Source organism: Staphylococcus sp. McC-251-APC-3A2 (assembly GCF_009695665.1).
Lineage (GTDB): Bacteria > Bacillota > Bacilli > Staphylococcales > Staphylococcaceae > Staphylococcus > Staphylococcus cohnii.
The window spans coordinates 139,704-162,346 of the sequence record NZ_VUNO01000004.1; the positions used below are offsets into that span (position 1 = coordinate 139,704).

The following is a 22,643-nucleotide window of genomic DNA, read 5'->3' on the forward strand; positions in this document are numbered from 1 at the left end:
ATGAGTGACGACATTTTAATTTTGGTTTGGAAAGGTAAAGCATCATTAATATGAAGTATAAAATAATATTTCATTTTGTAATTAATTCAATATTAATATAGAATGAATTAAAGAAGTTTTGTAAGTGAAATTTTTGGTTACCTAATATTAACCGTATTAATATTTTATTTAAGGAGATGTCGTTATGAAGTTTAGATTTAGTGTTTCATTGTTATTAGTATCGAGCTTGCTACTGTCACAAACTGCAATTGCAGCACAAGAAAATAAAAACACGCAAGATACGAAGAAAAATGATACACAAAACAAAGAAAATACGAGCAAAGCCATTGATTATGAAAAAGCTCAAAAAATGAGTCCACAGCAATTGAAAAATGCATTAACACCAGGAGATTTAAAGTTACATAATAAAGATGGTGAACGTCAAAATACTGAAATGAGAAGTTTTTCGGCAAATCGAGCGTATCAAGATGTAAATACATACATAGCAAATAATAATATAAAACCAGCTAAAATCGTACAAGATTCCAGAATGAATAACTTACCAAAGTATAATTATAAATCTGGTAAATATATTGGTGTAGTAATACATGAAACTGCAAATCCGAACAGTACAATCGATGGTGAAGTAAATTACATGTACAACAATTATAATAGTGCGTTTGTGCATGCGTATGCGGGTAGTGATAAAATTGTTCAAACTGCGCCAAGTCAATATTTAGCTTGGGGCGCAGGTGCTAATGCCAATCCATATTTTTATCAAATTGAATTAACAAGATCTAACACATTTGATGGGTTCGCCAGATCTGTTAATAACCAAGCATATTTAACTGCAAAAATGTTGAAAGCCAATGGGCTACAACCTTCGCTTGCTGACAATAATCAAGGAACAGGAACAATTATAAGTCACAATGCGGTAAGCCAATATTGGGGTGGTTCAGATCATTCAGATCCGGTTGGCTATTTCGGACAATGGGGTTATAACATGAACCAGTTTTACAGTTTAGTACAGAAACACTATAAATCTCTATCAGGTGGAGGTAGTGACGGAGCAATTACTGGCAGCACATATAAAGTATCAAAAGGTGATACGCTGTATAGCATTTCGAGAAGAAGTGGCGTTTCAATAGATAATATTAAGAAATGGAATAAATTAACGAGCAACACGCTTTCTGTAGGGCAAGTACTAAAGTTGAAAAATCCAAGCACACCAAGTGATTCCATTACTGGCGATTCGCACAAAGTGGTTGAAGGAGACACACTATATAATATTTCAAAACGAAGTAAAGTTAGTGTGGCAAACATAAAAAAATGGAACCATTTAAAGTCGGATAATATTAGTAAAGGACAAATCTTATATCTAGTTAAGACATATACGGTTAAAAAAGGTGATACATTATACAGCATCGCTAAAAATCAAGGTACCACTGTAGATAAAATTAAAAAAGATAACAAGTTGAGTTCTAATAGTTTAAAAGTTGGGCAAATTCTAAAAATAAAATAGAAGTGTTGCATAGAACGAGCATCGTCTAATTAGACGGCGCTCGTTTTTTTAATAAATCAAAAATTGTTTTTTATTAATATAATTGTGAACGTCATAATTTCGTGTTACTTTAATAATATAAAATTATGGGTGGGTATAGATAATGAAAAAGTTCAGTTTAATACTGTCATTATTATTTTTATCAGTGATTCTGACAGCATGCGGGAACAATGAAGAAAGCAACAATGACATTGAACAAAGCAGTGATACAAACAAACAGGATGAAGATAATAATCAACGTGAGGAACGTCAATCTACAGAACAAAGTGAAGTGAAAACGGATCAATCATTACATAAAGATTCATCGGCTGAAAATGACAAGGGTAAAGACCCAACGTCTAAAAACGATAATGCTTCAAAAATGAAAAATAATGATAATAGTAAAAGTTATTTAAATGGTTTAAGTGCTTCAAAAATCGAATACGCACGTATTTGGCATCAACTAGGTATGGTTAAAGATGTCAAAAATATTTATGTCAAAAAATATCCAAAAGGAACGCCCGTTAATAAAAATGCGGAAAAGAGTGCAATGTATCCTGAGGATGTCGTTAAATTAGAAGCGCCAATGAAAGTGGGTGGTTCAATCACTTATAGTAGTAATGGGGATGGAACTATTAATGTTTATGAAAAAATACCTTATAGATGGGAATCAAGCGCATCTTCGAACCCTGAGGATATTTATCAAGTCACTAAAAATGCAGTTGAACAAGATATAGAAACGGTTGAAATTAATGCAACAGACAACGCACAAATTAAAAGGTTGGCCCAAAGTATACAATTGGTTAATGATTGATTAGTTGAGTCTTAAAATAACAACAATTTTGAAATATTTTAATCATGACTTATATGGGATTAACAATTCTAAATATTTTATGATTATATATAGTGTGATACATTATATGTAATCGAAATTAGTGAATTGTTAATGTGTTATATAGAAAGTTCGTAAAAGTTGAGGTGATACAGATGTTAACTAAAGGTATTAAATATCCATATGTTAAATTTTTATTTGATGTGATTGGTATTTTATGTGTAATAAGTGTATTAGTGCTTGTGTTTGTTAACGGTTTTATCAATAATCAATCTGGGAACTTTAGCATAGGATTCGATGTATCTGGTACACATATGGTAATTATGACTACCTTGGTATTAATGACTATTATTTGTGCGACAACATCTACAATTTTAAGAAAAGTGAAATAATGTTATTAAGATTTGATTAGACGATACTGAAACGAATATTTATGTGAAATAGTAATAGACCAGAAATTAAAAGCTAATTTCTGGTCTATTTTTATTTCTTTATAGATGCACATTTTCTTTAGCATAATGAAATTTTTGGTTTTTTTCAGTAATAAATAATTGGAGAAATGTAAGTATACCAATTTTACCAATTAACATTGTTAGCACAATAACTATTTTCGTAGGGTTATCATAAAATGTCGTGAAGTTCATCGATAGTCCAACAGTGCCGAAAGCAGAAATTACTTCGAATAATACTTTAGTATAAGATATTGCTGAATTTAAATAGCTTACTATAAATGAGACGATTATAACAAATGCTCCGGCAGAAAATGTAATGACCACAGCAGTTTTTAGTGTATGGTCATTTATAGATTTTTTGAAAATAGAAGGGTGCTGTTCGTTTCTTAATGTACTTTTTATAAATAATAACGTTAAGACTAAAGTTGTTACTTTAATACCACCTGCAGCGCTGATAGGAGCACCACCAATAAACATTAATAGCATTAATAATACTGAAGTGGGTGGTGTGATTAGACCGATATCGACGCTGTTAAAACCAGCAGTTCGCGTAGTAACAGACTGAAAGAATGAAGCGCCAAGTTTTTCTAAAAATGATAAATGTGTCATAGAATTGTTATATTCTAAAAAGTAAAATACAATCCAACCAATGAATATCAGTATGACCGATGTCGTTAATACAATTTTTGAGTGTACGGTTAATTTAGTTAACTTCCTAGTTGTAGCGATATCTAAAAAGACAAGCGGTCCAATGCCACCCATGATTATAAGGATTGGGACGATAATAGTTATTATAGGGTCATTAACAGTGCCCATCATATTGTCATTAAATAATGAAAAACCAGCATTGTTAAAAGCAGAAATTGAAGTGAACACACTTAAAAATATTCCTTTACCAATGCCATATTTTGGAATAAATGATAGTGCGATACATATTGCCCCAATGAATTCTGTAAAGATACTATAAACGACAAATTGTAGAATCAATTTGATGACGCCACCAGGTGTCTCAATGTTCCATGTTGTCATAATCAAATAGCGGTTTCTTAAACTGATTTTTCGATGCATTAGAATAAGTGTTAAAAGTGTTACAGTGACTATTCCTAATCCACCAATTTGAATAAGTAATAAAATAATCGTATCGCCTAACCAATTAAATTGGCTAGATATATCTATAGTGGCTAGGCCAGTAACTGTGAAGGCACTGGCAGAAATAAAAAATGCGTCTATAAAGTTTAAAGGTTTTACACCTGTGACCGGTAAATATAACAATAAGGTTCCAACGATTGTGGTTAATGAAAACAACATTAAATACATATATAACGGCTTGTTTAATAGTCTCATTTTTAAAGTCCTTCGTATTTTAATAATCAGTATTTTATACTCATTATTAAAAAAATCAAGTCCATTGATACAAGTAAACTGAAAAAAATAAAATTTTATGTTTGTGAATGAATCCCTTTAGTGACAGCTTCTGCGAAATCATAAATTGAATCTCGGTATTTATTCGTATTTTCTCTCGTTTTTCTGTTTAACTTGTCCTTTTTGAAAAATGATTTTCTAATAGATGTAGATATTTCCAGTTGAACACCTGAACCTGAGTCGTTTTCATTAATGAAATTTTTAGAAGAACGGCCATTAATATTATTTGGACTTTTTTCTACATTAAATCCTTCTTTTTCTAATTCTTTTTTTATGGATTGCGCCATTTTTTTATCTTGACCACCAATATAAACGGTATCTTTATCGCCTTGAAATCCGTGTATAGAAATAGATTCTTGTGAACGATTAGTCATTTCGTTCAATTTAGGATCGTCAAAATTGGTAGATGTAATATGCAATTGTTTGTTATTTGATTTTAATAATCCTTCAAAACTATATAAATTAAAGTCGCCTTTTTTAGAAATGATTTTAGCTAATTCTGAGGTGCCTGGTTCAATACCACCACCATGAATGGCAGTGATGAGTATATCTTTATTGTTTGTTTTTTTAATATTTCTTTGCCAATCACGCTGTTTCACTGTGTCTGATTTTAATTGAGCGAAATTTTGATATTTATCCTGATTTGATGACTGGTTATTGTTCCATATATATGTAAAATATAGACTAATCAGTATTATGCCAACAATAACAAGCATAATTAAATAATATACGTAAGTACTTAGAATATTTTTCATAATTAGCTCCTGAACAAAAATATTTACTAACTAGTAAAGTATAACAAATTTATTAATACTATATAGATTATATGTTATTTACAATTATGTTAATAGCAGTGTAATGAAATTTACATTTTGGGGTATGAAATATAGAGCAAGTAGATAGAAAATGAAATGTATATTTGTCGAGTTTTTATGATACACATGTTAATAATTTCTGGTTTTCTTTATCATGTAAGGTTAAGTCTTTTTCTGTTCAGTTAATAATCGCTGAATCTCTTAAGACAATATAATTATATGTTCTTATTATTAGATGATTATAAAATGTTTAACTTTAAAAGAAAGGTTGTGGGCATTTTGGATATAGTAACTAAAATGCAAGTAAATGTATCTAGTGATCAAGTATTTGAAGCTTTTGTCAATCCAGAATATATCGGAGGATTTTGGTTTTCTTCTAGTTCTAAACGTTAGGAAGAAGGTAAAACGATTACTTTACGATACGAAGAGTATAATGCTGAAATCGATATTTTAATAGAAAGTATTGTTGAAAATGAATCAATTCATTTCAAGTGGGGCAATAATCATGTGACTATTGAATTGGATGGTGATGATAACCATACAATTGTAACTACTACAGAAAAAGATATTGAAGAAAACGATGTAGAACGTCTATTAGGTCAAAAAGAAGGCTGGGTATATATGCTTAGTTGTCTGAAATCATATTTAGAATATGGCAATAAAATAAGAGGTGCATTAATGTAACTGTCCAATAAGGATTGAAAGTGTGGCCAATGTTTAACATTGAACGCTCTTTCAATCTTTTTTAATACACATTGCAAATATCAAAACAAAACTTTTGCACAATATAGTTTAATGTGTTTAAATGTAACTATAAAAGTTTCAATTAAAAATAAAAGGTGATTTCTATGAATTTAGAATTCAATATAGCAGTTCATTTACTGACTTTTTTGCTAAAGCACTATGATGAGCGTTTTAGCAGCAATGAATTAGCAGAACGTATTTGTATTAACCCGGTTCAATTACGCAGGGTAACACGTAAGTTAAACCAACATCATTATTTAGAAACTTCAAGAGGTAAATTTGGAGGATATCAAGCTAATGATATGACAGCAAATGTTAATTTGTCTGAGTTATTTGTGATGTTTAAAGAAGACCGTTCGGAAGGGCGCTTATTTACTGGTGATGCAGGCAGTGACTGTGAAGTTTCAAGAGAAATAGGCAACACGATGTTTAAATTTCATCAAAAAGAAGAAGAGTTATTAATTCATTATTATCAAAATGTAACGATTAAAGATGTCTTAAATGAAACGATTAAGGAGGACAATTATGAAAAAATATGATTTATTAATTATTGGATTTGGTAAAGGTGGTAAAACTTTAGCGAAATTTGCGTCTGGCCAAGGAAAAAGTGTAGCTATAGTTGAAAAATCTCAAAAAATGTATGGTGGTACTTGCATTAATATAGGTTGTATTCCTTCAAAAACACTTGTACATGAAGGTTTAGCGCACGGGTCATTTGAACAAGCTTTTTCTAGAAAATACGATGTAGTAAATGCGCTAAACAATAAGAATTATCATAATTTAGCAGATGATGATAATATCAGCGTATTAGATTATACTGCAGCATTTAAGTCTAATAATGAAGTAGAATTATTAGATGAAAGTGGTGAGGTGCAAGAAACAATTACTGCCGAAGATATAGTGATTAATACAGGCGCACAACCAATTATTCCATCTATTGAAGGTATAGAAACATCACAACATTTATATGATTCTACTGGCATTATGGAATTGGCAACGCAACCTAAGCGTTTAGTTATTGTGGGTGGAGGTTATATTGCTCTAGAATTTGCTTCTATGTTTGCGAACTTTGATACACAAGTAACAGTTTTAGAGAAACATGATGATATTATGCCTAAAGAAGATAAAGATGTTGTGGCAGAAGTTAAAAAAGATCTTGAAAATAAAGGTGTTAATCTGGTATTCAATGCTGATACAGAGCGTTTTGAAGATAATGCATCTGGTACGACAGTACACACAACGAAAGGTAGCTATGAAGCGGACGCGGTATTGCTAGCCACTGGTCGTAAACCTAATACAGACTTAGGTTTAGAAAATACGGATGTTGAAATTGGCGAACGTGGAGAAATCAAAGTAAACCAAAACTTACAAACGAATGTGCCAAATATTTATGCATTAGGTGATGTTAAAGGTGGCATGCAATTCACGTATATTTCATTGGATGACTTCAGAATTGTAAAAGATCAATTATTTGGTAATAGCGAACGTACTACTGAAAATCGCGGTGCTGTGCCATACACTGTATTTATTGATCCGCCATTATCACGTGTAGGTTTAACAGCAGAAGAAGCCAAAGCGCAAGGTTATCAAATTTTAGAAAATGCAGTACCTGTAAACACAATTCCGCGTCATAAAATAAACAATGATACAAGAGGTTTGTTTAAAGCAGTAGTTAATAAAGAAACAAATGAAATATTAGGAGTTACTTTATACGGCTTACAATCTGAGGAAATTATTAACTTAGTAAAATTAGCAATTGACCAACACTTATCATATGAAGTATTAAAAGAAAATATTTATACACATCCTACAATGGTTGAATCATTTAATGACTTATTTAATATGTAAAGCAAATAGTTTTAACACTTATTAAAAAATGTCGAATCAAAAAGAGCAGGGTTAAGAAATCTGGTTTAATTGGATTTCTACCCTGCTCTTTTTTATATTATATGTTATATGATTGATCTAATAATCTGACCTATAAATCCGAAAATACCAATGATTAAACAAACAACGCCAAAGCTTACTAAACTTTGTTTTTTGCCGACACCTTCACTTTTTGGTGTGCGGTTATTTATGATGAGCAACACAATACCAACGATAATGAGTAATATTGAAACAATCCACATTTTGCGTCCCTCCTTACATTTATCGATAAAATAATAACACTTTTACTATATATTTACCCTGTTAACTACTAAAATTAACGCATCCTTATTCTTTACACATAATATGTGATGTGACATCAAAAAACTATTTAAATATATTATAAATGATTATGTAATGTACGGGTATAGAAAGCTATGAAATAGATTGATAAACATAATTTGAGGATGTAATATGAGGAGAATTGATCATACTTATGTATTGGATACAAATAAACTAGGAGACTTTATGAAAATGTTTCACTCAAATGGTTGGATTGGGCATAATAAGGATAAGATTAAAGCAGTTATGAATGCTGAACACATATAGTGATAGCAAAATATAATGGTAGTGTCGTAGAATCGGTTCGATATTTATCAGGCGGTGCTTTTAACGCGTCAATTTATGACAGTGTTCGTAGAATGATTATACAATTAGGTCGGTGTCGTGTGTACATTTAATTTCAACACATGGTGTAGAAAGGCTATATCAAAAATTAGGCTTTCAAAATTAAAAAGAAGTATGGCTATTTATACGAATCAAAAATTAAAAGATGAGTATACTGATTAATGTCTATCAGTTATACTCACCTTTTTGGTCGAGAATCTAGATTATAAAATATTGTGGCTCACATCCTCATGTGAATAGTTTTTCAATAAAGAACAACCTAGTGGATGATGACCATTGTCAACGTAATGGTTGATTTCTTCAAGTACATCTAAAATTTCATATTCTGGAGTATTTACATCAAACGTATATTTGAATACTTGTTTCTTGTCAGATAATACAGTAGCAACGAGTTCATTTTTTTGCATTTTGTAATTTAACAATTTCATAATAATCCCTCACTTTTATCAATATTTTGGTCTAGCTAACGGAAGTACTCAATTGAGAATAAGTTTCATTAACGACGCTATTACATTATAATTATTATAATGTAATCCTTATTATACATTAAAATACATAAAAAGTAGAGCGTTTTGGCCTAAAAATTAATTTAAAACGCTTTCTTTATAAGAATTAATATAATGTATTATAAAATGAAGCATCTGAACTTGAAGTTCTAAGTGTAATTTGATATGATCTCAATAATTGAATAAACCTTTCTAGGGTTCCACAACGATGGTTTTGGTTCGGTCCGAGAGAAAGGCACATATTTATATGTGACACGGAAGGATAAAAGCCTGGGAGATAGTATAGATAACTATCTCCCAGGCTTTTTTTAATTTTAAAGGAGGATTTTGATATGAATTGGTTGAAAATTGTTATTGCAGCCATCTTTGAAGTGGGCTGGGTGATTGGTTTAACTCATGCTTCATCAGTATTTGAATGGATTTTGACAGTTATTGCTATGTTTTTAAGTTTTTATCTTCTTATTGAAGCATCAAAAGTATTGCCAGTGGGTACCTCTTATGCAGTTTTTGTAGGACTTGGTACAACCGGCGTTACGTTATTTGATTTTATTTTCTTTGGTCAACCATTTAATCCAGGGAAAATAGTATTAATCATAACATTGTTGCTAGGTGTAATTAGTCTGAAATTAGTAACAACAAATGAAGGAGGGCGTTCATAATGGCTTGGATTTTATTGATTTGTGCAGGTGTATTTGAAATGCTTGGTATCACATTTTTGAATGCTTATGTACATAGTCGCAAATATAAATCGCTCGGTTGGATGTTAACATTCTTTGCAATTAGTTTTTTAACATTATCTATTGCTATGCAACAGTTGTCGATGAGTACTGCATATGCTGTATGGACCGGTATTGGTGCTGTTGGAGGAGCAGTTTTAGGTATGGTTTTTTATAAAGAATCAACGGATATTAAACGGATTATTTGTATTCTTGTTATATTGGGTAGCACGATTGGTTTGAAATTATTAAGCTAAAAACGAATTGATTTGAATCACAACAATTCATTTTCTGTTCCAAGCTTTTCAAATATTGACCAATGATCCAAATTTAAATTTAGTTCATCTATTATTTTCACTTTATAACAAACGGATGGTAAAAGATTTATTTCGTGTGTTGCGATACCGTGCGCATCTTGATAACATAATTAAGGTGGAGGTGCAGAAAATGGAAGGATTAGCCGCATTTATAACAATTACATTAATGATTATTATCGTTCCAGGACCTGATTTTTTCGTCGTGATGAAAAATTCGATCACTTCTGGTAAAGGTAATGGCGCAATGGCAGCATTGGGCATAACGACAGGCCATGTTGTTTACTCTCTACTAGCGGTATTTGGTATTATTTTTATTTTGGCTAATATGTATTATGTGTTTTTAGTGATTAAAATACTGGGCGCTTGCTATCTTATATATTTAGGTATCAAAAGTATTATTAGCGCACGTCAAAGTATGAATTTTTCAACCACACAAATGAAAGCACAACAAATAAGTTATTTAAGCTCATATAGACAAGGTTTCTTTAGTACCATTTTAAATCCAAAAGCATTACTCTATTACATAAGTATCTTGCCGCAATTTTTAAGTGCGGGCGATGGTGTTACAACACAAATAGCTGTGTTATCTGCGATTGTAACAACGGTTATTTTATTATGGTTTATTTTCTGTATATATATTTTTCAATACATTAAATTACTTTTTGCAAACAGAAAGATTAAAGCTATTTTTGACTATACGGTAGGAGCAGTATTAATTGGTCTGTCGCTTAATTTATTATTTAGCAAAAGTAGTTAATCTAGATTTAACTAAAAACAGCTTGAGGAAGTCAAAACTTCCCAAGCTGTTTTTTAGCATATTTTCATGGCTATCTAATATTCAAAAACAAACGATTTATCTTAGGGGTTAAAATAAGCATTTTCAGAAATTAATACTTTGATGTCACGATAAACATTTTTAATCGTATACCAAATCGTGAGTATAATTAAAATCACTGCAAAAATAATCGTTATAACCATAATTGTTTGATGTTGTTGATTGATTAGCATACCACCTAAACTTGCAATGATAATAATAAATATTGGCCCTAAATATGTGATGATATGATAGAATATCGATTTAGCAGCATGTGTTGATGCTGGTTTGTCAGCAAAAATCCAAATGATGATGGGTAATATGATTGGTGCGAAAAATATACTAAAATAACTTACAGAAGCTAAGACACGTCCGGCTTGTGTATCTGATTTTAAAGGTTGTTCATTCATTTTGATCACCTCACATTTAAAGTAACAAAAATAAATCTTGTTTTATAGAAGTTATACCTCATCTAACAAAAATGTTACCTTATTTAAAAATGCAAAGGAGTACAAACATATGAAGTTATACTTAATTCGCCATGGTGAATCAAAATCAAATTATGATAAAAAAGAAGGAAATCATTATTTTTGTGGTCAATTAGACGTTCCATTAACTGAAAAAGGCGCTCGAGACGCACAATTATTACAACACCATTTTAATAAATTAAAAATTGATCATATCTATATGTCTGATTTAACAAGAACGAGACAGACTTATAATGCAATTTTTGATAAAGATATTCCGGCAAGTGTGACGACATTATTGAGAGAACGTTCTTTAGGTAAGTTTGAGGGCGGAAAAGTGAGTGAAATTGAACAAGATACTCAATTTGCAACATATTTTAACGGCGGTCCAAACAGTTCGTTTAGACACAGTTTTACTCAAAAAGCACCAGCAGGGGAAAGTTATGAAGATGTGTTACAACGTGTAGAATCATTCTTTAAACAAGAACTAGATACATCTTTAGATACGGTTGTAATCATTGCTCACCAAGTTGTAATTAGGTGTTGTTTCGTTTATTTAGGTTATGAAAATAAAATATCTGTGATAGATAAGAAAATAGAAAATTGTGTACCTTATGAAATTGAGCTATAGTATCAATAAAATCATGTATTAAAAAAACCTGAACTGTTTATCTACTCAGTTCAGGTTAATATTTTTTTGCTGCTGTTAAGCTATCGTGAAATCCTTGGAATACAGTGTTGATATTGTCTAAGAAACTACCAACAATAACTGCGAGTATGACGTAAGTAATACTTAAAGCAATAGATTTATATGAAATTACGCCATAAGTTTCTTTTTTCTCAAAGAGATTAAAAGCTATGAAGACAGCAGCCATAGCACCTAGTAAAATCGTAATTACCATAGTGCGACCTCCTTAAAAAAGTTTTCGGCTGTGCTCCTACGTTTACTATGTTCAATCTTATAACATAGGATAACAAATACTTCTCTGAGAAAAAAAGGCATATTATATTAAAAAACCTTACAATCGTGTAAGGTTTTTTACAAACATAAGTCAATATGAATCATATAATCTTAAGTAAGCGCTTAAAAGGCTTTATATTGCTGGAAATAGGTGATGTCATCATTTTGTAATGCATCATGTTTATTTTGATATCAATTTAAAGTGGATTTGATGATTATTCAAAAAATGTTCACAAATTCAAGTAGTTCCATAAAACTGTATTTTACTTATCTATTGCATCACTTTTAATACCCTTATCTTTAAGGAATTTTTTGATTTTTTCTTGTTTTTTACCATTTACGTTACCTGCATTTTCTGCGGGTACGTCTACTACGTTTAGCTTATTTTGAGGTTGATAGTTTACTTCTTCAATTTGTTTATCAGCATCTTTAATAGTGGTATTTAACGCTGTGAAATAGTTTATGATTCGATCAACATCGTCTTTATAACCTTTAGGTAGATGATTGTCTTTGACAAATTTTTTGAAACGTACGTCATTTTTAACCGCATTGTGTGATAAATTAGATAATCTTTTTGCTTGTGCATCAGTAATTTTAGTATCTGTACCGGTTTGTTTATCTAATTTATATTGTAATAAATATTTATTGTCGAGGATATCTGAATTAACATCCAGATATTTTTTAATCGCTTTGTTCATTTCCGCCTCGCTTATATTTTCTCCCTTTTTGTTAGTATCAAAGATATCATTTTCTGTAACTTTTTTTACATTTGAAGGGGCGTGTCTCTCACTGTGTTGCTTATCACCATTTGAATCGCCATTAGCACATGCTGTGAGTATCATAGTTAGCATGAGTACTAATGTTATAAGTATACTTTTTTTCATAAAACGTATTGCTCCTTTAATAATAGTCCGATTTATATATTAATTTATGTGCTTTTGAAATTATAACCTAAGACTATCATTTCAAGCTATTGATTGATATAGATGTCGTAAAGTTAAACGCACAATCTTTTGAACAAAATTTGAAAATTCGAGTCTATACGTTTCATACCAGTGAAAAAAGTCTCTACTATCACATAGAAGCTAAAACAACAAAAATAAAAAGGAGAACCAATTTGGTCCTCCTTTATAATCTATTTGAATAGGGAAGTGATTAGTGTCGAATAATATAATCAAATGCATTTAGTGCAGCATTTGCACCTGCGCCCATTGAAATAATGATTTGTTTATTACGATCGTCTGTGACATCACCTGCAGCAAATACTCCAGGGATGCTTGTAGCATTTTTACGATCAATGATTATTTCATTTGCTTGGTTTAATTCAACGTAATTTTCTAACCATTCTGTATTTGGAAGTAGTCCGATTTGTACGAATATGCCTTCCAATTCTATCGTGTGATCTTCACCAGTTGCTTTGTCTTGATATTTAAGACCAGTAACTGAAGTTTCACCTAATACTTCGGTTGTTTGTGCGTTTTTAATAATTGTAACGTTTGGTAAAGAGCTTAAACGTTCTTGTAATACGTTGTCTGCTCTAAGCGTAGCGTTACGCTCAAGTAGGGTAACATGTTCTACAATACCTGCTAAATCTATTGCAGCTTCAACACCTGAGTTGCCGCCACCAACAACAGCAACGTTTTTATTTTCAAATAGAGGTCCGTCACAGTGCGGGCAGAATGCCACCCCTTTATTAATAAGGGCTTCTTCACCAGGTACTTCTAACTTACGCCAGCGTGCACCTGTAGCAATAATAACAGTTTTACTTTGTAATTTAGCATCATTATCTAAAGTGATAACAATACCATTGTCTGTTTTTTCAATATCACTTGCTCTGACACCTGTCATGATATCCACATTATATTGTTTTACATGATCTTCAAGTGCAGATGAGAATTTAGGACCGTCTGTTTCTTTGACAGTAATAAAGTTTTCGATTGTTGCAGTATCATTGACTTGACCACCAATGCGATCAGCAACAATACCAGTGCGCAATCCTTTACGTGCAGTATAGATAGCGGCACTACCACTCGCAGGGCCACCGCCAACGATTAACACGTCATAAGGATCTTTATCGTTGAATTCTGAAGGGTCTGCTTTACTACCTAGTTCAGATAATATATCTTGTACTGTCATGCGTCCATTGCCAAATTCTTCACCATCTAAATAGATAGCTGGCACTGCCATGATATCTTCAGATTCTTCTCTGAAAATAGCACCATCAATCATTGTATGAGTAATATTTGGGTTTAATAAACTCATTAAGTTCAATGCTTGAACGACGTCAGGGCATTTTTGACAAGTTAAACTAATATAAGTTTCAAAATTGAGTGGGCGATCTAAAGCTTTAATTTGATCTATTACAGATTGTTCTTCTTTAGGTGCGCGACCACTTACTTGTAATAAAGCTAATACAAGTGAATTAAATTCATGACCCATAGGTAAACCAGCGAATGTAATACCTGTATCTTCGTCAGGTTTATCCACTGTAAAACTTGGGGTGCGTTTTAAGTCTTTCTCTTCAATTGTGATATGGGATGATGCTGCAGCAACTTCATCTAGCAACTCTTTTAGTTCTTTTGATTTTTCATCTGTACCAAGACTTGCGCTTAGTACAACATCACCTTCCATTAATTGAAGTAATTGTTGTAATTGTGATTTTAGCTGATCATTAAGCATTCAAATCAATGCCTCCTTAGATTTTACCTACTAAGTCAAGACCAGGTTGTAATGTTTCTGAACCTTCTTCCCATTTTGCTGGGCAAACTTCACCTGGATGTTGACGTACATATTGCGCTGCTTTAATTTTGTGTACTAATGTACTTGCATCACGGCCAATACCGTCTGCATTAACTTCAGCTGCTTGAACTACACCATCAGGGTCAACGATAAATGTACCACGTTGAGCTAGGCCAAGTTCTTCATCTAATACGTCAAAATTACGAGTGATTGTTTGTGAAGGGTCACCAATCATTGTATATTGAATTTTGTTAATCGCTTCAGAATGATCATGCCAAGCTTTGTGCACGAAGTGTGTATCAGTTGAAACTGAATATACGTTTACACCTAATTCTTGTAATTTATCATATTGATTTTGTAAATCTTCTAATTCAGTAGGGCATACGAATGAGAAGTCTGCTGGGTAGAAGCAAACGACACTCCAAGAACCTTTTAAGTTTTCATCAGAAACTTCGAAAAACTCATCTTTCTTTGGATCGTAAGCATTAGCTGTAAATGGTAAAATTTCCTTGTTGATTAAAGACATGTGAAACATCCTCCTATTTAATAACTTAGTGTTAGTTTAAGTATTATTGAATTAGATTATCATAATTTCTTAATTATAATAATTCTAATCTTTCGATTACTATTATTGCATGTAGCTATCGTTTCGTCAACATTAGAACCTTCAAAGCACAATAGTTTTAAATCGTGCTCGTTATTTGCATTGGAAGACAATAAAGTTGATTCAACTACATTCAAAAATGAAAGCATATACATTATTTGTATTTTCTTTCACACTAAATAAATAGCCTTCCTATTCTCAACTAAACATAAGAATTGAGAAGGAAGGCTATGAAAGTTTGATGTGATGGGCTTATAAAAATTGTCACAAATTTGTGAATGCAATTACTGCTTTCGGAATTTGTAATGATAAGCGAATATTACATCATTCTTAATGATAATTCATAGATTTATTGTTCAACACTATCATCGCATTTTTACATTTATTCAACGGTTTCATGCTAAAAATAGATAACTGTATTTATTGAATGATTGAATTGCATAGAGTAATTATTTTAATTTTTGGAAGCATTGGTTTTTATAATCAAACAAACGACTGTACCATCCACCAAATAATAAACGCTACAGGGAAGAATAACCACCAATAGTTAGATAAAAACTCCCAACCATTCATAGGTCGATCTTTCTGATTAGAAACAGGTTGTTGATAGGTTTCAATAATCGTCTTTTTAAATGCTTTATCTCCTTTAATGAGTTCATCTAAAGATACGTCGAATAAATCGCTCATTTTAATAAGCATATCAATACTAGGATAGACTTTGTTTAGTTCCCATTTTGAAATGCTTTGGCGTGAAATATTTAATATTTCTGCAAGTTCGTCTTGTGACCAATTTTTGAGTTCACGTTGTTCTTTGATTCGTGTTCCAATTTCCATAGTTATCACTCCTTTTATTTGAAATTAACTGTATAAACATGTAATGTCACGCACTTAATCGTTTCTTAGTGTGCAACTAGTAGTTGCGATTGCATATTTGGAGGTGTTTTGGAATGAATAGAGCTTAAAATTAAATCTTTAAATATTTAGTATGTATTTACCCATATATACATAAAAAAGACGAGAAAGAAATTAAATTACAATGAAAAATTTCTTTCTCGCCCTTTTGTATAATTAAATATATCATTTAATGGACAGATGATTTTAATTTTATAAGTTTATCTGTCCCAATATCTTGCGCGTTCAAATGCTTGAACAATTGTTTGAGTATCATCTGAAATAAATACACCAGGTGCGTCCAAGTCTAGTTTTGCACTTGATAGTTTTTCTGATGCGGCTTGATTAACTACTAACGGTTTGTTGTGTTTGTAAGTGAGTTCAGCAAATGCCTCTGCATCAGGTGATAATTGTGTACCATCTGAAATTACAAATACACTATCAAATAATGTAGGGTGTGCAGTATCATACGTCTCAGTTATGCCGAAATCTTTAGTGATATCCTTGGGTTGCTTACCTACAAAAGCGTAGTTGAGTTTGTTGTCGACAAATGTTTTTGCGTATGATTTTAATGTTTCCTCATTTATTTCACCATTCACTAGTACTGCTACAGAATGTCCAGGTAACGGTATATCGAATTTTTCCATTGTTAACTTACTATCTTTTGCATCAGTTTGTACTTCTTCATTTTCTGCTGGCACTTCGACACCTACGTTTGCTGCGACACGCTCTGCCAAAGTACGATCAACTTTGTTCAATTGATTTACTGCATTTTGTTTAACCATAGCTGATTTACATTTACCAATTTCAAATGAAAATCCGTCTACGGTATGGTCAAATTCAGGCTCTGTTAAACTGTTTAAATAAAGTTTAGCTTGACTGTAATAGTCTTTAAAGCTTTCACTACGTTTTTGTATTTTACGGCCTTCAACTTTTTCTTGATAATGTTCATAGCCGCCTTCTTCTTTAGGTGTTGTGTGAGGATCGTTATTGTTTAAAGCATTGTTGTGGTATGCTGTTTGTCCTTTGTGGATATTCATTTGATGCATAGCGTCTCTTTGATTGTTGTGTACTTCGTTAACTGGTCGATTAATTGGGATTTGATTAAAGTTTGGTCCGCCCAATCTTGATATTTGCGTATCTGTATATGAGAATAAACGTCCCTGTAATAGAGGATCGTTAGAAAAATCAATGCCAGGTACGATGTGACCAGGATGGAATGCGGCTTGCTCTGTTTCGTCAAAAACATTAGATACATTTTGATTTAACGTCATTTTGCCAACAATTTCAACTGGAACCTCATCTTCGGGCCATATTTTTGTTGGGTCTAAAATATCAAAATCAAAATCAAATTCTTGTTCTGGTCGTATGACTTGAAGACCTAATTCCCACTCAGGGTAGTCTCCCTTTTCAATTGCTTCATATAAATCTTTACGGTGGAAATCAATATCTTTACCAGATAAGATTTGTGCCTCATCCCATACCAATGATTCTAAACCTTGAACTGGCTTCCAATGGAATTTAACAAAATAGGATTGACCTTTACTATTAACTAAACGGAAAGTATGAACGCCAAAGCCTTCAATTTGTCTAAAATTTTTAGGGATTCCTCTGTCACTCATAGCCCAAACAGCCGTGTGCATTGTTTCTGGGTTTTGTGCGAAAAAGTCCCAAAATGTATCGTGTGCAGTGCCACCTTGAGGCATTTCATTGTGCGGTTCAGGTTTAACAGCGTGAATCAAATCTGGAAATTTAATAGCGTCCTGTATAAAGAAAACAGGTATGTCATTACCTACTAAATCAAAAATACCTTCATCTGTATAGAATTTTGTAGCAAAACCACGCACGTCTCTTACTGTGTCTGGAGAACCTTTTGACCCTTGGACAGTAGAGAATCTGACAAACACTGGGGTAGTCTTTTCAGGATGTGTTAAAAAGTCTGCAGAAGTGTATTCAGATAACTCTTTGTAAACTTGGAATTCACCGTGAGCGCCAAAACCACGTGCATGTACGATTCTTTCAGGAATACGCTCATGGTCAAAGTGCATAATTTTTTCTCTAAAATGAAAATCTTCTAGTAAGCTAGGACCACGTTCACCAACAGTTAAGGTGTTTTCATCCTCGCTAACTTTAACACCATTATTCGTCGTCATTGCTTTACCGTCATTGTTTTTTTCTACATTTTTTAATTGTTCCTGTTTTTTGTTACTCAAATGAATTACCCCCTTATTACTATCGTTCCACATTAATGATTTTAAAAACATTTCAATTTTTGAATTAATTTTGAACATTATTATTTTTTTAATGAGGTATTTTACAAAACGCAAAAATGTTTGTGCTTATGCGAAGTCTGAGAGAAAAATTTTTAGAAGTATGTGTTGTATATTCATTTATGACATATGTGTGTTAAGATGACTTATTTTTGAGTCACATAAACGTTACATTAGAGCTTTATTTTGTTCATATATTTTATGAATACCTAATATTTAATAGGGGATTAACATTTAATTAGAGTGAAAAAAGGGTAAACAAATAACAAGCAATTCATTACGAGCTTTGTTAACATTTAAATACTATAAACATTTACATAAAAGAGGAGCGGATAATACATGTCTGATTATGTATACAACTTATTGAAAAAACACCATTCAGTCAGAAGCTTTAAGGATGAACCTATTTCAGAAGAACATATTAAAAAATTAATTGAGGCGGGTCAAAGCGCTTCAACGTCAAGTTATTTACAAGCTTATTCAATTATAGGCATAGATGATCCTGAAATTAAAGAAGACTTGAAAGAAGTCTCAGGTCAACCTTATGTGGTAGAAAACGGTTATTTATTTGTTTTTGTCATGGATTATTACAGACATGCAATTGTAAATGAAAATACTAAAAAAGATATGGCGACATCATTTGAATCAGCAGAAGGTTTATTGGTCGGCACGATTGATGCGACATTAGTTGCTCAAAATATTGCTGCTGCAGCTGAAGATATGGGATATGGCATGGTTTATTTAGGATCACTTAGAAATGATGTTGAACGTGTGCGTGAAGTTTTAGACTTACCTAAGCATACTTTCCCATTATTTGGTATGGCATTAGGTCTGCCAGCAGATGATGAAAATGGAAATCCTAAGCCACGCTTACCACTTGAAAATATCTTCCATCACAATAAATACGACAGCGATAAAGAAACGCAACGTAAAACATTGGCAGATTACGATGAAACCGTAAGTAAATATTATGCATCTCGTACAAATGGCGAACGTAATGAAACATGGTCGGAACAAATTTCTAATTTTATGAGTGCTAAGCAGAGACTAGATATGTTAGAACAATTGAATAAATCAGGTTTTATTAAAAAATAATTCACTGACAACTTCTGTTGCGTGTCATTTATGATGGATAGGCCATATCTAAGAAAGGGGTTGGTTATGTTGAGCATGTTTGATAAATTTTTTGGTAAGAAAACGCATGGAAATCATAAAGCTAATGAGCAATATATTTATTCTTCTAGCAGTAAACTAACCCCTCAAGAAGCTCAAGCTTATTGGGTGAAAATGGCCCAAAAGTTAGTTGTCGGAGCAATTAATTCCGTTGATCACACAGCAGAACGTATATTTATTCTTATTTCATTTAACGAAGATGATTCTACGATAGATATATTCTTCCAAATGGACGGCCAGTTAAGAATGTGGAATGATTTAGATAATCAAACGCATAAAAAAACCATATCTAATAGTTTAATTTCACAAGCACCGAATCTCGTGAAACATGTGAACTGTTTATATGATAGTGTTGATTTAACTCGGCTCGCATATTCACAGATTCAATATGAATTTGAAAGCAAGGCATGGTATTTACACGATATTAGTGAAGATAGTGCCGAAGCGCATCTAGACAAAAACCCTGCATTTTTAAAGTGGTTTGATGATGTATCGAATACGATTGACACCATTCCGTTAGATGGCAAACAGAAAATCACTTGGGGCCCCTTCAAACCAAGATAGCAAATATTAAAAAGTGACGATAAAATCATCTTTAATGAAATTATAGAAGAGACGTCGTTAAGAAAAATAATTAAGCATGAAACATTTTCATATTAAATAGAGTTATTAAGTTGATTAACTCAATATTGTCAATGCTTTAAGTGTTTGTAATTTCAACAGTTTGGCTTAAACAGTAAACGTCAATTTCTATTGTAACAATATAGAAATTGGCGTTTTTTTATGGAATTTTTGAGTTTGTTGCGCAATGACAGTGCTTAATATTTTATGATAATAAAGAAAATTCAAGTGTTTGTACAACTTTTAATAGCTTTTGAACGTATATCCAGGTTTAATGATTATTCGTTTTCATAAATCCATTAACATAATATAATAATCAATTTGTTAAATTGTTTATTATATTATATAAAATTCTCTATTTTGTGAATTTATTCACAAATATTTCATAAAAGTCTGTTTTTTGCCATTGTAAGTGCTTTCACAAAGTTTTATGATGTGGTTGGAAATAAAAAAGTGATAGATATCAATGAAAATAGAAAGAGGTTTGAGGAAATGGATATTATTTTAGGTGTAGGAACGCTACTCATTGTTTTGTTAGCTATGACGCTATTTTTAAACTTTGCACCTTATGGTAAGAAAGGACTACAAGCATTATCGGGCGCTGCCTGTGCAACCTTCTTACCGCAAGCATTTTTAAGTTATGCCATTGGCGGTGTCTTTGACATTAAATTTTTGCAAGAGATTGGTGACTTAGCCGGTAGTTTAAGTGGTGTGGCAGTCGGCTTTCTTACTTGTTTAAAATTAGGTGTCTCGCCAGTTTTTGCCGTAATCGTTGGTTTAGTACTTCATGATTTTAAATTACTACCTGCTTTTTTAGCTGCTTATTTAGTTTCTTTTGCTATTAAATTTTTAGAAAAGAAAGTCCCTGAAGGCTTAGATTTAATTACTGTAATTTTATTTGCTCCTGCTGTTTCATTCCTTCTTGCAAGTATTATGAGCCCGGGTGTTATCGCATTATTAAAACAAATTGGTAGTGCCGTGACAGCTGTTGGTGATAACAATCCTTATGTCTTAGCAATTATTTTAGGTCTCATTATTCCTGTTACAGGTATGACACCACTTAGTTCTATGGTATTAACAAGTTTATTAGGACTAACTGGTTTGCCAATGGCAATTGGTGCACTGACATGTACGGGTAGCTCATTTGTCAATTTCATTATGTTTAAACAATTAAAAATAGGTAATGCTTCTAAAGCTTTTGCTGTTGCAGTTGAACCATTAACCCAAATAGATATTATTGCGAAGTATCCTTTACAACTCTATGGTACAAATGCGCTTATTGGTGTTGTAAACGCATGTATCGTCACATTTAGTGGATTAGTAATCAATGTGACAGGTATGGCGACGCCAATTGCCGGTGCTATTGTATTGTTTGGATTCAATGATCCAATTAGGTCTGTAATAACGATTGTTACGGTATCAATTACTAGTATTTTATTAAGTCTAGTTATAGGAAAAATGATTAATAAATTTAATATGACAAGCTTAAATTTCAATCTACCTAGAATGAGAAAACAGACAAATTAAGGAGAGAGAAGAATGGCAAGAAAACAAGATTATCAAAGTGCTTTTGATGTGATTGGTCCAATTATGATGGGGCCTTCTAGTTCTCACACGGCAGGTGCAGTAAAAATAGGTAATGCTGCACGCACAGTACTACAATGTGAACCTCAAAAAATTGTAATTCATTATTATGAATCATTTGCCTCCACGCACAAGGGGCATGGAACAGATTTAGCGATTATAGGTGGATCATTGGGTTTCAGTACATTTGATGAACGTATTAAAGACGCTATTTCATTTGCTGAAGCTCAAAATATTGATATAGAAATTATAGAAGAAACAAGTGCTAGCTTAGGTGAGCATCCTAACTGCGCATTAATTAAATTAGATGGCAACGAACGACATGTGGAAATTAATGGTATTTCAATCGGTGGAGGTACAATCAAGATTAAAAGTATTCACGTGGACGGTCTTTGTATCCTTATGCATCACGCATTACCTATTTTGGTTGTAGATGGAGCAGCCAATATTTCATTAATTAACCATTTGATTAATGACTTGATTGAGTATGAAGTAGATATTAATGAAGAGATAAAAACAATTAATGATGACAAGTGTTTATTGGCATTACACTTAAATAAAGCTTTAAATATAGATAGTTTAAGTAGGTTACGCGAGAAATATAAAGAATTAAATTTTTCATATATCTGTTAGAGGAGTGGCA

The 22,643-nt window shown here is 32.1% G+C and carries 27 protein-coding genes and 1 riboswitch; of the genes, 16 read left to right on the plus strand and 11 right to left on the minus strand.

All coding sequences use genetic code 11. The features are described from left to right. Positions 1-184 precede the first annotated feature (184 nt). The 3 genes from FYJ81_RS09785 to FYJ81_RS09795 all read left to right on the plus strand — a co-directional run bounded on the left by FYJ81_RS09785 (position 185) and on the right by FYJ81_RS09795 (position 2,743). Entirely contained in the window at positions 185-1,501 is a 1,317-nt protein-coding gene (locus FYJ81_RS09785; protein ID WP_107383843.1) for a peptidoglycan recognition protein family protein, read from the plus strand. Positions 1,502-1,643: 142 nt separating this feature from the next. Further along, entirely contained in the window at positions 1,644-2,333 is a 690-nt protein-coding gene (locus FYJ81_RS09790; protein ID WP_107383844.1) for a hypothetical protein, read from the plus strand. Positions 2,334-2,506: 173 nt separating this feature from the next. Next, positions 2,507-2,743, plus strand: a complete 237-nt coding sequence (locus tag FYJ81_RS09795; RefSeq protein ID WP_107383845.1) for a hypothetical protein — start codon at positions 2,507-2,509, stop codon at positions 2,741-2,743. A 99-nt stretch (positions 2,744-2,842) separates the two neighbouring features. On the opposite strand, the gene FYJ81_RS09800 is transcribed toward FYJ81_RS09795, so the two are convergent. Then, positions 2,843-4,147: a TrkH family potassium uptake protein gene (locus FYJ81_RS09800; protein WP_119517705.1), complete on the minus strand. Its 1,305-nt coding sequence runs from the start codon at positions 4,145-4,147 to the stop codon at positions 2,843-2,845. 95 nt (positions 4,148-4,242) lie between these two features. Continuing rightward, positions 4,243-4,980 (minus strand): poly-gamma-glutamate hydrolase family protein, encoded by a 738-nt coding sequence (locus FYJ81_RS09805; protein WP_154409605.1) that lies wholly within the window; start codon positions 4,978-4,980, stop codon positions 4,243-4,245. Positions 4,981-5,286: 306 nt separating this feature from the next. On the opposite strand from FYJ81_RS09805, the gene FYJ81_RS13275 reads away from it, so the two are divergent. The 4 genes from FYJ81_RS13275 to merA all read left to right on the plus strand — a co-directional run bounded on the left by FYJ81_RS13275 (position 5,287) and on the right by merA (position 7,632). After that, positions 5,287-5,433 (plus strand): hypothetical protein, encoded by a 147-nt coding sequence (locus tag FYJ81_RS13275; protein WP_326752193.1) that lies wholly within the window; start codon positions 5,287-5,289, stop codon positions 5,431-5,433. Between the two features lie 15 nt (positions 5,434-5,448). Continuing rightward, positions 5,449-5,724 carry an SRPBCC domain-containing protein gene (locus FYJ81_RS09810; protein ID WP_326752239.1) on the plus strand — a complete coding sequence of 92 codons (276 nt, stop codon included), beginning with the start codon at positions 5,449-5,451 and terminating at the stop codon, positions 5,722-5,724. A 164-nt stretch (positions 5,725-5,888) separates the two neighbouring features. After that, positions 5,889-6,323, plus strand: a complete 435-nt coding sequence (gene hypR, locus FYJ81_RS09815; RefSeq protein WP_107383848.1) for a redox-sensitive transcriptional regulator HypR — start codon at positions 5,889-5,891, stop codon at positions 6,321-6,323. Beyond that, positions 6,310-7,632, plus strand: coding sequence for a hypothiocyanous acid reductase MerA (gene merA, locus FYJ81_RS09820; protein ID WP_107383849.1), 1,323 nt, complete (start codon positions 6,310-6,312; stop codon positions 7,630-7,632). Before hypR ends, merA begins: the two co-directional genes overlap by 14 nt. Before the next feature lie 104 nt (positions 7,633-7,736). Here merA and FYJ81_RS13030 read toward each other — a convergent pair whose 3' ends face one another. Then, positions 7,737-7,913, minus strand: coding sequence for a hypothetical protein (locus FYJ81_RS13030; RefSeq protein ID WP_181187406.1), 177 nt, complete (start codon positions 7,911-7,913; stop codon positions 7,737-7,739). 211 nt (positions 7,914-8,124) lie between these two features. On the opposite strand from FYJ81_RS13030, the gene FYJ81_RS13240 reads away from it, so the two are divergent. Then, positions 8,125-8,259 carry a hypothetical protein gene (locus tag FYJ81_RS13240; RefSeq protein ID WP_258230505.1) on the plus strand — a complete coding sequence of 45 codons (135 nt, stop codon included), beginning with the start codon at positions 8,125-8,127 and terminating at the stop codon, positions 8,257-8,259. A gap of 281 nt (positions 8,260-8,540) precedes the next feature. On the opposite strand, the gene FYJ81_RS09825 is transcribed toward FYJ81_RS13240, so the two are convergent. Then, positions 8,541-8,765, minus strand: coding sequence for a hypothetical protein (locus FYJ81_RS09825; protein WP_107383850.1), 225 nt, complete (start codon positions 8,763-8,765; stop codon positions 8,541-8,543). Between the two features lie 259 nt (positions 8,766-9,024). Beyond that, positions 9,025-9,122: riboswitch (guanidine-I (ykkC/yxkD leader) on the plus strand. Between the two features lie 53 nt (positions 9,123-9,175). Here FYJ81_RS09825 and FYJ81_RS09830 point away from each other — a divergent pair. From FYJ81_RS09830 to FYJ81_RS09840, 3 genes are all read left to right on the plus strand, one after another. Further along, positions 9,176-9,502: a DMT family transporter gene (locus FYJ81_RS09830; protein WP_107383851.1), complete on the plus strand. Its 327-nt coding sequence runs from the start codon at positions 9,176-9,178 to the stop codon at positions 9,500-9,502. Continuing rightward, complete coding sequence (locus FYJ81_RS09835) at positions 9,502-9,816, plus strand: DMT family transporter (RefSeq protein ID WP_107383852.1); 315 nt, start codon at positions 9,502-9,504, stop codon at positions 9,814-9,816. The genes FYJ81_RS09830 and FYJ81_RS09835 overlap by 1 nt, the downstream gene beginning before the upstream one ends. Positions 9,817-10,006: 190 nt before the next feature. Continuing rightward, positions 10,007-10,633 (plus strand): LysE family translocator, encoded by a 627-nt coding sequence (locus FYJ81_RS09840; protein ID WP_154409606.1) that lies wholly within the window; start codon positions 10,007-10,009, stop codon positions 10,631-10,633. A gap of 101 nt (positions 10,634-10,734) precedes the next feature. Here FYJ81_RS09840 and FYJ81_RS09845 read toward each other — a convergent pair whose 3' ends face one another. Continuing rightward, entirely contained in the window at positions 10,735-11,100 is a 366-nt protein-coding gene (locus FYJ81_RS09845; protein ID WP_107383853.1) for a DUF4870 domain-containing protein, read from the minus strand. A gap of 109 nt (positions 11,101-11,209) precedes the next feature. On the opposite strand from FYJ81_RS09845, the gene FYJ81_RS09850 reads away from it, so the two are divergent. Further along, a complete protein-coding gene (locus FYJ81_RS09850) occupies positions 11,210-11,788 on the plus strand; it encodes a histidine phosphatase family protein (protein WP_107383854.1) in 579 nt (192 codons plus the stop codon). Between the two features lie 55 nt (positions 11,789-11,843). Here the strand turns inward: FYJ81_RS09850 and FYJ81_RS09855 are convergent, their stop codons facing one another. The 6 genes from FYJ81_RS09855 to FYJ81_RS09880 all read right to left on the minus strand — a co-directional run bounded on the left by FYJ81_RS09855 (position 11,844) and on the right by FYJ81_RS09880 (position 18,565). Next, entirely contained in the window at positions 11,844-12,059 is a 216-nt protein-coding gene (locus FYJ81_RS09855; protein ID WP_107383855.1) for a hypothetical protein, read from the minus strand. Positions 12,060-12,381: 322 nt separating this feature from the next. Continuing rightward, on the minus strand, positions 12,382-13,002 hold the full coding sequence (locus FYJ81_RS09860; RefSeq protein ID WP_107383856.1) for an NDxxF motif lipoprotein: 621 nt from the start codon (positions 13,000-13,002) through the stop codon (positions 12,382-12,384). A gap of 271 nt (positions 13,003-13,273) precedes the next feature. Then, positions 13,274-14,797: an alkyl hydroperoxide reductase subunit F gene (gene ahpF, locus FYJ81_RS09865; protein ID WP_107383857.1), complete on the minus strand. Its 1,524-nt coding sequence runs from the start codon at positions 14,795-14,797 to the stop codon at positions 13,274-13,276. A gap of 16 nt (positions 14,798-14,813) precedes the next feature. Further along, positions 14,814-15,383 carry an alkyl hydroperoxide reductase subunit C gene (gene ahpC / locus FYJ81_RS09870; protein WP_107383858.1) on the minus strand — a complete coding sequence of 190 codons (570 nt, stop codon included), beginning with the start codon at positions 15,381-15,383 and terminating at the stop codon, positions 14,814-14,816. Positions 15,384-15,944: 561 nt separating this feature from the next. Continuing rightward, entirely contained in the window at positions 15,945-16,295 is a 351-nt protein-coding gene (locus tag FYJ81_RS09875; protein ID WP_107383859.1) for a helix-turn-helix domain-containing protein, read from the minus strand. Between the two features lie 278 nt (positions 16,296-16,573). Beyond that, positions 16,574-18,565, minus strand: coding sequence for a catalase (locus FYJ81_RS09880; RefSeq protein WP_119517702.1), 1,992 nt, complete (start codon positions 18,563-18,565; stop codon positions 16,574-16,576). Positions 18,566-18,961: 396 nt separating this feature from the next. Between FYJ81_RS09880 and nfsA the strand changes: the two genes are divergently transcribed. The 4 genes from nfsA to sdaAB all read left to right on the plus strand — a co-directional run bounded on the left by nfsA (position 18,962) and on the right by sdaAB (position 22,633). Then, entirely contained in the window at positions 18,962-19,717 is a 756-nt protein-coding gene (gene nfsA / locus FYJ81_RS09885; RefSeq protein ID WP_107383861.1) for an oxygen-insensitive NADPH nitroreductase, read from the plus strand. A gap of 75 nt (positions 19,718-19,792) precedes the next feature. Next, on the plus strand, positions 19,793-20,359 hold the full coding sequence (locus FYJ81_RS09890) for a hypothetical protein (RefSeq protein ID WP_107383882.1): 567 nt from the start codon (positions 19,793-19,795) through the stop codon (positions 20,357-20,359). Positions 20,360-20,908: 549 nt separating this feature from the next. Next, positions 20,909-21,943 (plus strand): PTS sugar transporter subunit IIC, encoded by a 1,035-nt coding sequence (locus tag FYJ81_RS09895; RefSeq protein WP_107383862.1) that lies wholly within the window; start codon positions 20,909-20,911, stop codon positions 21,941-21,943. A gap of 12 nt (positions 21,944-21,955) precedes the next feature. Next, entirely contained in the window at positions 21,956-22,633 is a 678-nt protein-coding gene (gene sdaAB / locus FYJ81_RS09900; protein WP_107383863.1) for an L-serine ammonia-lyase, iron-sulfur-dependent subunit beta, read from the plus strand. The last annotated feature ends 10 nt before the right edge of the window (positions 22,634-22,643 follow it).

What these genes read in the sequence shown, in the direction of transcription:
- FYJ81_RS09785 (WP_107383843.1), top strand. Translation starts at nt 185, where the DNA reads ATGAAGTTTAGATTTAGTGTTTCATTGTTATTAGTATCGAGCTTGCTA.
- FYJ81_RS09790 (WP_107383844.1), top strand. Translation starts at nt 1,644, where the DNA reads ATGAAAAAGTTCAGTTTAATACTGTCATTATTATTTTTATCAGTGATT.
- FYJ81_RS09795 (WP_107383845.1), top strand. Translation starts at nt 2,507, where the DNA reads ATGTTAACTAAAGGTATTAAATATCCATATGTTAAATTTTTATTTGAT.
- FYJ81_RS09800 (WP_119517705.1), bottom strand. Translation starts at nt 4,147, where the DNA reads ATGAGACTATTAAACAAGCCGTTATATATGTATTTAATGTTGTTTTCA.
- FYJ81_RS09805 (WP_154409605.1), bottom strand. Translation starts at nt 4,980, where the DNA reads ATGAAAAATATTCTAAGTACTTACGTATATTATTTAATTATGCTTGTT.
- FYJ81_RS13275 (WP_326752193.1), top strand. Translation starts at nt 5,287, where the DNA reads ATGTTTAACTTTAAAAGAAAGGTTGTGGGCATTTTGGATATAGTAACT.
- hypR (WP_107383848.1), top strand. Translation starts at nt 5,889, where the DNA reads ATGAATTTAGAATTCAATATAGCAGTTCATTTACTGACTTTTTTGCTA.
- merA (WP_107383849.1), top strand. Translation starts at nt 6,310, where the DNA reads ATGAAAAAATATGATTTATTAATTATTGGATTTGGTAAAGGTGGTAAA.
- FYJ81_RS13030 (WP_181187406.1), bottom strand. Translation starts at nt 7,913, where the DNA reads ATGTGGATTGTTTCAATATTACTCATTATCGTTGGTATTGTGTTGCTC.
- FYJ81_RS13240 (WP_258230505.1), top strand. Translation starts at nt 8,125, where the DNA reads ATGAGGAGAATTGATCATACTTATGTATTGGATACAAATAAACTAGGA.
- FYJ81_RS09825 (WP_107383850.1), bottom strand. Translation starts at nt 8,765, where the DNA reads ATGAAATTGTTAAATTACAAAATGCAAAAAAATGAACTCGTTGCTACT.
- FYJ81_RS09830 (WP_107383851.1), top strand. Translation starts at nt 9,176, where the DNA reads ATGAATTGGTTGAAAATTGTTATTGCAGCCATCTTTGAAGTGGGCTGG.
- FYJ81_RS09835 (WP_107383852.1), top strand. Translation starts at nt 9,502, where the DNA reads ATGGCTTGGATTTTATTGATTTGTGCAGGTGTATTTGAAATGCTTGGT.
- FYJ81_RS09840 (WP_154409606.1), top strand. Translation starts at nt 10,007, where the DNA reads ATGGAAGGATTAGCCGCATTTATAACAATTACATTAATGATTATTATC.
- FYJ81_RS09845 (WP_107383853.1), bottom strand. Translation starts at nt 11,100, where the DNA reads ATGAATGAACAACCTTTAAAATCAGATACACAAGCCGGACGTGTCTTA.
- FYJ81_RS09850 (WP_107383854.1), top strand. Translation starts at nt 11,210, where the DNA reads ATGAAGTTATACTTAATTCGCCATGGTGAATCAAAATCAAATTATGAT.
- FYJ81_RS09855 (WP_107383855.1), bottom strand. Translation starts at nt 12,059, where the DNA reads ATGGTAATTACGATTTTACTAGGTGCTATGGCTGCTGTCTTCATAGCT.
- FYJ81_RS09860 (WP_107383856.1), bottom strand. Translation starts at nt 13,002, where the DNA reads ATGAAAAAAAGTATACTTATAACATTAGTACTCATGCTAACTATGATA.
- ahpF (WP_107383857.1), bottom strand. Translation starts at nt 14,797, where the DNA reads ATGCTTAATGATCAGCTAAAATCACAATTACAACAATTACTTCAATTA.
- ahpC (WP_107383858.1), bottom strand. Translation starts at nt 15,383, where the DNA reads ATGTCTTTAATCAACAAGGAAATTTTACCATTTACAGCTAATGCTTAC.
- FYJ81_RS09875 (WP_107383859.1), bottom strand. Translation starts at nt 16,295, where the DNA reads ATGGAAATTGGAACACGAATCAAAGAACAACGTGAACTCAAAAATTGG.
- nfsA (WP_107383861.1), top strand. Translation starts at nt 18,962, where the DNA reads ATGTCTGATTATGTATACAACTTATTGAAAAAACACCATTCAGTCAGA.
- FYJ81_RS09890 (WP_107383882.1), top strand. Translation starts at nt 19,793, where the DNA reads ATGTTTGATAAATTTTTTGGTAAGAAAACGCATGGAAATCATAAAGCT.
- FYJ81_RS09895 (WP_107383862.1), top strand. Translation starts at nt 20,909, where the DNA reads ATGGATATTATTTTAGGTGTAGGAACGCTACTCATTGTTTTGTTAGCT.
- sdaAB (WP_107383863.1), top strand. Translation starts at nt 21,956, where the DNA reads ATGGCAAGAAAACAAGATTATCAAAGTGCTTTTGATGTGATTGGTCCA.